Annotated in this window: 2 protein-coding genes; one reads left to right on the top strand and one right to left on the bottom strand. The window is 71.8% G+C overall.

The features are described 5' to 3' along the window. The first annotated feature begins 213 nt into the window (after positions 1 to 213). A complete protein-coding gene (locus D7X99_RS41810; RefSeq protein ID WP_121782574.1) occupies positions 214 to 1047 on the top strand; it encodes a dienelactone hydrolase family protein in 834 nt (277 codons plus the stop codon). 28 nt (positions 1048 to 1075) lie between these two features. Here D7X99_RS41810 and D7X99_RS41815 read toward each other — a convergent pair whose 3' ends face one another. Next, entirely contained in the window at positions 1076 to 1684 is a 609-nt protein-coding gene (locus tag D7X99_RS41815; protein WP_121782573.1) for a CAP domain-containing protein, read from the bottom strand. Positions 1685 to 1731 lie beyond the last annotated feature (47 nt).

The following is a 1731-nucleotide window of genomic DNA, read 5'->3' on the forward strand; positions in this document are numbered from 1 at the left end:
AAGCCGCCCCCGGCGACGAAGTAGTCACCCCCTCCCCTTCGCGGGAGCGGCGGGAACGAGGGCCGACGTGAGGGACTTCCCCTCGCGCCGGCCCTCTTCGCGTCCGGGGCTCAACGCGCTGGCGCGTCCGCCTCCACCGCGCTACGCCCGGAAGGCACGCGAAGCGGCCCGGATGGCCCGGGCCCCGAAAGGACACGGACGATGAAGCCGGACATGAAGAGGCTCACGTGGGTGCTGGCGGCGGCGCTGATGCTGGGCGCCTGCGCGACGAGCAGTCCGACGGAGGTGGCGCGCACGCCGTCCGCCACGGGCGCCGTCTCCGAGGAGGAGTTCAAGGCCATGCACACCCTGCGCACGGACGCCGCCCCCGAGCGCAAGGGCCAGCCGGTGGAGCTGTCCGACGGCTCCAAGGCCTACCTGAGCCTGCCTCCGAACGCGAAGGGCCCCCTGCCCGCCGTCATCGTCATCCACGAGTGGTGGGGCCTCAACGAGCACGTGCAGGCCTGGGCGGACCGGCTGGCGGCGGAGGGCTACGCGGCGCTCGCGGTGGACCTCTACCACGGCAAGGTGGGCGCCAACCCCGACGAGGCGCTCGCGCTGGTGAAGGCCGTGGACCCGGACCAGGCCACGAAGACGCTGCTGTCCGCGCACGCGTTCCTCAAGGGCGACCCGCGCATCCAGGCCGTGCGCACCGGCAGCATCGGCTGGTGCTTCGGCGGCGGCTGGTCGCTGCGCACCGCCATGGCCATCCCGGAGCTGAGCGCGGCGGTCATCTACTACGGCCACCCGGTGACCGACCCGCAGCAGCTCTCCAGCATCAAGGCCCAGGTGCTGGGCATCTTCGGCACGAAGGACAAGTCCATCCCGCCGGAGACGGTGCAGGCCTTCGAGAAGGCGCTGGAGGAGGCCGGCGTGCGCAGCCGCATCGTGGAGTACGACGCGGACCACGCCTTCGCCAATCCCTCCGGTGGCCGCTACGACGAGCGCTCCGCCGCGTCCGCCTGGGCGGAGACGTCCGCGTTCCTCGCGCGCACGCTCAAGCGCTGAGGACGCATCGCGGTGGGGCCAGCGGCCTTCAGTAGGGACGCTGGCCCACGTAGTTGCCCGGGGGCGCGTAGTTGCACACCCAGAAGTCCCAGCTGGACGTCCCGAAGGGCGAATTGACGGTGCAGCGCTTCGTGGCGCAGCCCAGGCGGCGCGTGTTGCGCCACACCACCTGCGTGTAGTGGCCGCAGGCCTTGCCCGACGCGCAGGCGTTCTTCGAGTAGTCGTAGTCCGCCACCTCGTCCACCCAGCCCTTCACCACGGTCTTCGCATTCAGGTAGTCCGGCGTGGCGGCGGCGATGTTCTCTCCCGCGTTGCCCCGGCCCGCGTTGTGCTCGTAGTCGCAGTTGTCCACCCACTTCTGGGCGATCTCCGCCACCGCGGGGTCCCACGTGAGCGGCTCCAGCGCGGGTGACGGCGTGGGCTTCGCGGCGGCGCGGGCCGCGTTGTGGGCCTCCAGCATGTCTCGGGCGAACTGCGTCAGCTCCACGCCGCCGCCATCGGCGCTGGTGCCTCCGTCCTCCTGGACGCCCGCGTCCTCGGGCGTGTCGTCCGAGTCCCCGTCAGGGATACAGGCGAGCAGGAGGAACGGGGTGAGCATCACGGCGGACAGGGGACGGAAGAGGGGAGGACGTCGCATGGGAGGGATTATCCGCGCGCGGGTGGGTGTGCGGGCAAGCGGACAGG

Source organism: Corallococcus sp. AB032C (assembly GCF_003668935.1).
GTDB lineage: Bacteria > Myxococcota > Myxococcia > Myxococcales > Myxococcaceae > Corallococcus > Corallococcus exiguus.